Here is an 8,005-nt window from a genome sequence, read left to right as displayed (position 1 = left end):
GATCACCCCGGCGCCCTCTTGTCCGGAATTACGTAATTCCGTAGTTTCGGTGGCGTGAGTCTGGAAGAGCGGGTTGCGGAACTCGAACGGCGGCTCGACGAATGGGCCGACCAGCGCGCGCACGACAACGTGGCGGCGAACACCGACGACCGGTGGGCGGCGGTCCGCCTGCACGAGGAGTTCGTCGCGGACGACGAGCCGAACGGCGGCGTCCTCTTCGCCGGCTCGGTCCGGCTACCGGCCGGCGAGCACTACGGCTGGCAGGCCACCTTCACCACCGGCGACCTCATCGAGGACGACTGGGCCGAGACGGCGGAATGCCTTGCCGCACTGGGCAATCCGGTGCGACTGCGGCTGCTGCGGGAGATCATGGGCGGCCGCAGGACCGCGGCCGAACTCGTGGGGCTGGAGGGGGTCGGCACCTCCGGGCAGGTCTATCACCATCTACGCCAGCTGGCGGCGGTCGGCTGGCTGCACACCGCAGGCCGCGGGCGGTTCGAGGTGCCCGCGGCCCGGGTGGTGCCACTACTCATCGCGTTGGCCAGCGCGCGGCGCTGACCCGCCGGATCAGCAGCTATCGCCACCGCAGCTGCACGAGCCGCCGGACTGGCAGCCGCACTGACAGGACGGACCGCACTGGCAGCCCGCCGGTACCGAAGTCGATCGAACAAGCGTGATGATCATCGTTGACTCAGCTCCATTCTCTCTGTTCGACTACCCCCTACCGGTATCGAACGCCTCGGGCGCGGCGCTGTCAAATAGCTGCCGGTGCGGTCGGCGCGAAACGCCGGGACCTGCGCGCACGGCACAACCCGGGCACGAGACGCGCACTGTGATGTGATGACCGACACGCCGCTGCTACGGTGGTGACCTCAGTTACGCCGTTCGATATCGCTAGGTCGAGTACCGACGCGAACTTTGGTGGAGGTGTTCGACATGAAGGTGGCGCACGCGCTGGAGAACCTCAAGGCGCTCGGGGTGCTCAGGTCCCGCGGGGTTTCCGATCCGAAGAATCCGCTGGAAACCCTTCGGACGCTGAAGGAGTCGCAGATATTCGGCCCGCAGGCCACCCTGATCCGGCACAACGCCCGCATCGCCCCCGACTCCCCCGGGCTGGCCGACGAGCGCGGGGAGCTGACCTACCGTGAGATCGACAAGCAGTCGACCGCGATCGCCCGCGGGTTGCAGGCGGCGGGGATCACCGAGGGCACCGTCGTGGGCGTGCTGGCCCGCGATCATCGCGGCCTGATCCTGTCGATGGTGGCCGCGAGCAAGCTCGGCGTGCGGGTCGCGCTGATGAACACCGGCTTCGCCAAGCCGCAGTTCGCCGAGGTGTGCCAGCGCGAGAAGGTCAAGGCGATGCTGCACGACAGCGAGTTCCTCGGCCTGCTCGACGCGCTGCCCGCCGACCTCCCCCGGTTCCTCACCTGGGTCGACGAGGGCACCGAATTGCCGGAGGGCGCAACGACTCTCGACGAGCTGGCGGCGAACAACCCCACCGACGAGCTGCCGAAGCCGAGCAAGCCGGGCGGCTTCATCATCCTCACCAGCGGCACCACCGGCCTGCCGAAGGGCGCCACCCGGGTCAAGGTGTCGCCGCTGGCCACCGCGCAGTTCCTCGACCGAGTTCCGTTCCCGTTCAAGGGCGCTCAGGTGATCGTGTCGCCGATCTTCCACAGCACCGGGTTCGGTTCCTGGCTGGTCGGCATGGCCATGAGCAATAAAGTGGTGGTGCGCAGGCGATTCGACGCCGAGGCGACGCTGAAGCTGATCGCCGATCACAAGGCGGAGCTGCTGGTCGCGGTGCCGACCATGCTGCACCGGATGACCGAGCTGGATCCGGAGATCCGCGCCAAGTACGACACCTCCTCGCTGCGGGTCATCCTGCTCGCGGGCTCCGCGCTGTCGCCGGAGCTCACCATCAAGGCCACCAAGGTGTTCGGCCCGGTGCTCTACAACCTGTACGGGTCCACCGAGTGCTCGGTCGCCTCGATCGCCAACCCGGAGGAGCTCGCGCTGGCCCCCGGCACCGTCGGGCGCGCGCCGATCACCTGTGAGGTGCGGCTCTACGACGACAACGACAAGCAGGTCACCGCGACCAACACGACCGCGCGCATCTTCATCCGCAGCGGCACGCCGTTCGAGGGCTACACCGACGGCAGGCACAAGCAGATCATCGACGGCTACATGTCCAGCGGCGATGTGGGCCACTTCGACGAGCACGGTCTGCTGATGGTCGACGGCCGCGACGACGACATGATCGTCTCCGGCGGCGAGAACGTCTTCCCGCAGGAGGTGGAGAACCTGCTGCTGGAGCGCGAGGACATCTTCGACGCGGCGGTCGTAGGGGTGGACGACGTCGAGTTCGGCAAGCGGTTGCGCGCGTTCGTCGTGCCCGAGCCGGGGCACCAGCCCGACGAGGAAGAGATCAAGGCCTACGTCAAGAACAACCTGGCCCGCTACAAGGTGCCGCGCGAGGTGGTCTTCCTCGACGATCTGCCGCGCAACCCGACCGGCAAGTTGCTGCGTCGAGTGCTGGTGGAATACGACGTCCCGGCCTGATCGGCGAGGGAGACGACCCCAACTGGTTACCCATCGGTAGCTGCTGTTGAGATACGTGACACACCGGGTTACAGATGGTTGCTATTGTTAGCGATAGCACTGGATCCCGAAGCTGCGGTCCGCACCACCCATAGGCTCGCACCGGGTGGGACCGCCGGAAGGTTGTTGTCGAATGGTTGTCTCCTTCCCCGCGTTGAGTGGCACTGCCCGTAAGGCCGGCGATCTCGCCCTCGGCGTGAACGTCATGGTCAAGCGGCGGCTGTTCAATCCGCTCCGTCTCGACCACGCCGCGCGTTCCGCGTTCAACGTGGTCAAGTTCGGCCCGTTCGCCGGTGTCGCCATGCACGCCGCCCAGACCAGGCCGGAAGCAGGCGCCATCGTCGACGAGCGCGGTGAGCTGACCTTCGGCCAGCTGAACGAGCAGTCGAACGCGCTGGCCCGCGGCCTCGCGGCACACGGCATCAAGCCCGGCGACGTGGTGGCGGTGCTGGCCCGTGACCACCGCGGCATGGTGCTGAGCCTGCTCGCGACGGGCAAGCTCGGTGTGCGCACGGTGCTGATGAACACCGGATTCGCGAAGCCGCAGTTCGCCGACGTGGCCGCGCGCGAAAAAGTGAAGGCGGTGCTGCACGACAGCGAGTTCGTCGACCTGATGAGCGCCATCCCGGCCGAGATCCCGCGGGTGCTCACCTGGGTCGACGAGAAGGACAACGTCGATCCGGCGGCGGCCACCATCGAGTCGATCGCCGCGGGTCAATCCACCGGCGCGCTGCCCGCCCCCGCGAAGGCCGGCGGCATGGTCATCCTGACCAGCGGCACCACCGGAACGCCCAAGGGCGCACCCCGGGACAAGGTGAGCCCGTTCGCCTCGGCCCAGTTCGTCGACCGGGTGCCGCTGCCGCACAACGGCACCATGATCATGGCCGCGCCGATCTTCCACGGCACCGGGCTCTCCCAGTTCACCATCGGTGTCGCCCTCGGCAACCGGGTCGTCTTCCAGCAGCGGCGCTTCGATCCGGAGCAGACGCTGGCCAATATCGTGAAGTACCGGGCCGATTCGCTGGTGGTCGTGCCGACCATGTTGCAGCGCATCCTCGACCTGGACGAAGAGGTGCTGGCCAAGTACGACCCCAGCACCATCAAGGTGATCTTCGCGGCGGGCTCGGCCATCGCGCCCGACGTGGTCACCCGCACCCTCGACTACTTCGGCGACAGCCTCTACAACCTGTACGGCTCGACCGAGTGCGCGGTCATGACCGTCGCCACCCCCGCGGATCTGCGCAAGGCGCCGACCACCGCGGGCAAGGCCCCGGTCGGGATCCGGATCGTGCTGCTCGACGAGAACCGCAAGGCGATCACCCAGCCGGGGGTCACCGGCACCATCTTCGTGGACAACGGCTTCGCGTTCAGCGGATACACCGACGGCCGGACCAAGGAGATCGTGGACGGCATGATGAACAGCGGCGATGTCGGGCACTTCGACGCCGACGGCCTGCTGTTCATCGACGGCCGCGACGACGACATGATCGTCTCCGGCGGCGAGAATGTCTTCCCGCTCGAGGTGGAGAACCTGATCGCGGGCCGCGAGGACATCTTCGAGGCCGCCGTGGTGGGCGTGGACGATCGCGAATTCGGCAAGCGGCTGCGCGCGTTCGTCGTGCCCGGCCCGGATTCCAAGCGCGACCCGCAGGAGATCAAGGACTACGTCAAGGCGAACCTGGCCCGCTACAAGGTGCCGCGCGAGGTGATCTTCCTCGACGAGCTCCCGCGCAACGCCACCGGCAAGCTCCTGCGCAAGCCGTTGATCGAGATGGACATCGAAGCGAGCTGACCGCACCCGCACGCCTCTTGATTCGTCGCACCGAGAATCGCCTGCCATTTCCGGTGCGGCAGATCAGGAGGCGTGCGTTGGTGATTTCTGCCGTTCTCCGGGCGTTCTGCACTGGGGAAATTGCGCGCAATTCGTCGGCTACTATCAGCGCGTGAGTATCGAGTTCGGCCGTTCGTTCGCGGGGCACCGCGGCGCTGTCGCGCGGGTGCGCGGCGGTTCGGCCGGGGCGATCTCGGGGGCCGTTTCGGTTGCCGCACACGGCTGGGCGTCCGGGGGGATGTCGCTGGACAGCACGACGCTCGCGCTGCTGGTGGCCGCCGCCGCCCTGGTCGGTGCGCTGGTGGCGGGGCTCGCGCCGCTGCGGGAAACGTCCGTCGGGCTGATCACCGCGCTCGTCGCCGGGCAGCTGCTCGGGCATCTGACCATGGGGTTCGGTTCCGGGCATCTGCATCACGGCGATGCGCAGCTGACGCCGGCGATGCTCGGCGCACACGTTGTCGCGGCCATTCTCGCCGCCCTTGTCATCCGCGGTACCGAAACCGCTTATCGGACCGGCACCGCGGTGCTCTTCCGAGTATTGCGGTCATATCGGCCCGCGCCTATTCGCGCCGATCCGGCGTCGCTGCGGACCGCCTATCGGGACCGCGTGATTCTGCGAGTTTTCGCCGCGGAATCGCTGCGGACACGCGGCCCACCCTTCGCCGTCGCCAGCTGACTTCGCCATAGCGCGCAACCCATGCAGCGCGTGTTCCGGTGTACGCATCGCGTCACCGGCATCGCCGACGCGCCGACTTCGTCGTCTCGCCGACCCGACCGTACGCCGACTTCGTTGTCGCCGTACGTGATTCCCCGACCTGCGTGGTCGACCCATCGATGCCGCTGCCGTGCGCCGCACCCGGAACACAGATCCCGACCGCTTATTCGGGAACGCCCTCCCGAGCCGCAGAAACGAAATGACCGTGAGCACAACAGAAATCATCACCCCCGACGCCGAATTACCCCCGCAGGCATCGGAACCGACGCCGAACCCGGCACGTGCCAAACCGGCGGCGCGAAATGGGTTGTACGCGTTGGCCATGCGCCTGCATTTCTATGCGGGCATCTTCGTCGCCCCGTTCATTCTCATCGCCGCCGTCACCGGCGCCCTCTATGCCATCTCGCCCACCCTCGAATCGATCGTGTCGCGCGACCTGCTGACCGTCGCCGCCGGCGAAATGCCGAAACCTCTGTCCGAGCAGGTCAGCGCCGCCGTCGCCACCCAGCCGAAGCTCGCGCTGGCCGCAGTCGCGCCCGCGGCGGGCGCCGAGGACACCACCCGCGTGCTGTTCAACGATCCGTCGCTGGGCGAATCCGAGCGCCGCGCGGTGTTCGTCAACCCGTACACCGCCCAGCCGGTCGGCGACTCCGTCGTCTACGGCAGTTCCGGCGCGCTACCCCTGCGCACCTGGATCGACCGCCTGCATCGCGACCTGCACCTGGGCGAGCCCGGCCGCCTCTACAGCGAGCTGGCCGCCTCCTGGCTGTGGGTCATCGCGCTGGCCGGCCTGATCGTCTGGGTCCGCCGGGTACGCGCCCGGCGCAACCGCAACTCCGCGCGTTGGCTGTTCGCACCGGATCGCACGCAGAACGGCCGCGGCCGCACGGTGAACTGGCACGGCTCGGTCGGCATGTGGGTGCTGCCGATCATCCTGTTGCTGTCCGCGACCGGCATGACCTGGTCGACCTACGCGGGCGCGAACATCACCGAGCTGCGCCAGCAACTGAGCTGGACCACACCGTCGGTCACCACGGCGCTGCCGGGAATCGCCGCGCCCGAACACGTTTCGGGCGGCGAGCACGCCGGTCACGTCATGACACCCGCCACATCGGCAGACCCGAGCATTCGAATCGCCCAGCTCGACCGGGTATTCGCGGCCGCCCGCGCCAACGGGGTGGACCAGGCCGCCGAGATCACCATCCCGGCCGAACTGAATCAGGCGGTCACGGTGAAGGAACGCCGGATGCCGGGCACCTACACCGTCGACGCGGTCGCGGTCGACGGCACCACCGGCGCGATCACCGACCGGCTGGCCTACGCCGACTGGCCGCTGATGGCCAAACTGACCAACTGGGGAATCCAATTCCACATGGGCTTGCTGTTCGGTCTGCTCAACCAGCTGCTGTTGCTCGCCGTCATGATCGGGCTGATCACCGTGCTGGTGCGCGGCTATCTGATGTGGTGGCGCAGGCGGCCGACCCGGCGGACCGGGCGACCCGCGCTGGGCCGGGCGCCGAAGCGGGGTGCGCTGCGCCGGACCTCGCCATGGCTGGCGGTGCCGGTGCTGGCGGCGGCCCTGGTGGTCGGCTGGTTCGTCCCGCTGGTCGGGTTGAGCCTGCTCGCCTTCCTCGCCATCGACGTGCTGGTGGGTCTCCAGGCAAGGCTGCGCGCCGCGTAATCGGTGGGCGGTTCCTCTCCGGATGAGGCGGTCTGGTTACTGGCGCTCTGTGCGGCGACCAGGCCGTCTCGACCGGAGAGGAACCTCGCGCACCCCGAGTGTGCTTGCGCGGTCGCGGAACTCGGGGTGCGGGTTCGGCGAGCGGAGTGTCAAGTGTCGGCGCATGGCATCTACCTCCATTTCCATAGTTCTTGCTCGGTCAGCCGGTGATCAGCTGTAGAGCCTGGCGACGAACGCCTGCATATTGGCGAGCATCCGCTCGACCTTCTGCTCCGGGTTCAGATTCTCCCGGTACCGGTTGCCCAGTGCGGGTGTCTTCTTGCCGCGCGCGTACAACGAACAGGCGAGATCGGTGCACATGTAGGTGCCGACCGTGTTGCCCTTGCGGCCGGACGGACCCGCCTTGGCCGCCGTCAGCAGGGATACCCCGGAGCCGGTGTGCGTGGTCAGGCAGATCGAGCACATCTGGGCCCGACCCGTGCCGCCGGTCTCGTAGCGCAGCGCGACACCGATCAGTTCGTCGTTGTCGTTCGGGATGACCAGGTAGGCCCGGCCGGGCAGCGACGGGTCGCTCCAGCCGAGAAAGTCGAGATCGTCCCAGGGCCGCTCGTCGAGGTCCTTCGGCACCGGCAGCTTCTTGGCCTCGGTCTTGGAACAGTTGATGAACGACGACCTGATGTCGCGCTCAGTCACTGGTTTCATTGCGTTGCACTCCATTCCTGATTGTTAGCTGACCAAACCGTATTGACGGTACGGGTCGCATAGGCATCGAACAAACGCATTTCGCCCAGGAATACCTGCTGGTCAGGAACGTGTGCCACGAGTCACCAGACCGTATGGTCTGTAATTGATCGATCCCGCGACAGCGAAAAGCCCCCGCCTGATGTACCTGACGGGGGCTTCGAACGCTCGCACTAGTGCTCGGCCGGCGGCTCTTCCTCGATCTCCGCGGCCGGCGCCTTCTCCGGCAGCGCGATCGGGCGCAGGACGACCCAGGCGATGAAGAGCAGGGAGACCACGCACATCCCCGCCCCCGCCCACAGGTTGATGTTGATGTTGCCGGTTTTGGCCTGATCAGCGGCGGTATTGCTGACCAAGCCGGTGATGACCAGGACCACCCCGTAGCAGCCGAGCAGGGCGCCGACGATGGTGCGGATGTCGAAAAGCATTGCGGCTC

The 8,005-nt window shown here is 67.5% G+C and carries 7 protein-coding genes; 5 read left to right on the top strand and 2 right to left on the bottom strand.

The window, feature by feature from the left end:
• Positions 1-54: 54 nt before the first annotated feature.
• From ACFQ9K_RS28265 to ACFQ9K_RS28245, 5 genes are all read left to right on the top strand, one after another.
• Positions 55-558: an ArsR/SmtB family transcription factor gene (locus ACFQ9K_RS28265; protein ID WP_378723340.1), complete on the top strand. Its 504-nt coding sequence runs from the start codon at positions 55-57 to the stop codon at positions 556-558.
• A 378-nt stretch (positions 559-936) separates the two neighbouring features.
• A complete protein-coding gene (locus ACFQ9K_RS28260) occupies positions 937-2,562 on the top strand; it encodes an acyl-CoA synthetase (protein ID WP_378723341.1) in 1,626 nt (541 codons plus the stop codon).
• A gap of 172 nt (positions 2,563-2,734) precedes the next feature.
• Complete coding sequence (locus tag ACFQ9K_RS28255; RefSeq protein ID WP_378723342.1) at positions 2,735-4,393, top strand: acyl-CoA synthetase; 1,659 nt, start codon at positions 2,735-2,737, stop codon at positions 4,391-4,393.
• Positions 4,394-4,544: 151 nt separating this feature from the next.
• A complete protein-coding gene (locus tag ACFQ9K_RS28250) occupies positions 4,545-5,108 on the top strand; it encodes a hypothetical protein (RefSeq protein ID WP_378723343.1) in 564 nt (187 codons plus the stop codon).
• A 238-nt stretch (positions 5,109-5,346) separates the two neighbouring features.
• On the top strand, positions 5,347-6,828 hold the full coding sequence (locus ACFQ9K_RS28245) for a PepSY-associated TM helix domain-containing protein (protein WP_378723344.1): 1,482 nt from the start codon (positions 5,347-5,349) through the stop codon (positions 6,826-6,828).
• Positions 6,829-7,038: 210 nt separating this feature from the next.
• Here the strand turns inward: ACFQ9K_RS28245 and ACFQ9K_RS28240 are convergent, their stop codons facing one another.
• Positions 7,039-7,530, bottom strand: coding sequence for an FBP domain-containing protein (locus tag ACFQ9K_RS28240; RefSeq protein ID WP_378723345.1), 492 nt, complete (start codon positions 7,528-7,530; stop codon positions 7,039-7,041).
• Between the two features lie 212 nt (positions 7,531-7,742).
• Complete coding sequence (locus ACFQ9K_RS28235; protein WP_378723346.1) at positions 7,743-7,997, bottom strand: hypothetical protein; 255 nt, start codon at positions 7,995-7,997, stop codon at positions 7,743-7,745.
• Between the last annotated feature and the right edge of the window lie 8 nt (positions 7,998-8,005).

The organism is Nocardia sp. NPDC056564, from assembly GCF_042793755.1.
Lineage (GTDB): Bacteria > Actinomycetota > Actinomycetes > Mycobacteriales > Mycobacteriaceae > Nocardia.
Note: the sequence above shows the minus strand (reverse complement) of the source record. Positions and strands in the feature narration are given on the sequence as shown.

Bases quoted from the DNA above. Each gene is read 5' to 3' on its own strand.
- ACFQ9K_RS28240 (WP_378723345.1), bottom strand. From the start codon at position 7,530: ATGAAACCAGTGACTGAGCGCGACATCAGGTCGTCGTTCATCAACTGT.
- ACFQ9K_RS28260 (WP_378723341.1), top strand. From the start codon at position 937: ATGAAGGTGGCGCACGCGCTGGAGAACCTCAAGGCGCTCGGGGTGCTC.
- ACFQ9K_RS28235 (WP_378723346.1), bottom strand. From the start codon at position 7,997: ATGCTTTTCGACATCCGCACCATCGTCGGCGCCCTGCTCGGCTGCTAC.
- ACFQ9K_RS28255 (WP_378723342.1), top strand. From the start codon at position 2,735: ATGGTTGTCTCCTTCCCCGCGTTGAGTGGCACTGCCCGTAAGGCCGGC.
- ACFQ9K_RS28245 (WP_378723344.1), top strand. From the start codon at position 5,347: ATGACCGTGAGCACAACAGAAATCATCACCCCCGACGCCGAATTACCC.